The sequence below is a fragment of the Sphingomonas sp. 10B4 genome, from assembly GCF_035019905.1.
Lineage (GTDB): Bacteria > Pseudomonadota > Alphaproteobacteria > Sphingomonadales > Sphingomonadaceae > Sphingomonas > Sphingomonas glacialis.
This window is the reverse complement of the sequence record NZ_JASJVC010000580.1, coordinates 1-236: the sequence shown is the minus strand read 5'-3', so window position 1 is coordinate 236 and position 236 is coordinate 1. Positions and strand designations below refer to the sequence as shown.

Annotated in this window: 1 protein-coding gene; it reads right to left on the bottom strand. The window is 46.2% G+C overall.

Annotated features, from left to right (window positions below):
• On the bottom strand, window positions 1–213 hold a 213-nt coding region (locus tag QN347_RS20935; RefSeq protein WP_323494568.1), incomplete at its 3' end, for a biopolymer transporter ExbD.
• Between the last annotated feature and the right edge of the window lie 23 nt (window positions 214–236).

Here is a 236-nt window from a genome sequence, read left to right as displayed (position 1 = left end):
GTAGCGCCCTTGGGCATCAATCCCGATATCGATCTGATTCGGCTTGTCTTGCGCTTTTTCTGAATCAGCCGTCGGCAAGGTGATTTGCAATTCTGAAAAACGGCTATATGTCGTCGTGACCATCAAAAAAATCAAAATTACCAGCAACACGTCGATGATAGGGATCAAATTGATTTCGGGGTCTTCTCGCCCCTGACCTTTGCGGAAATTCATTATTTTCTCGCGCTGTGTACGGT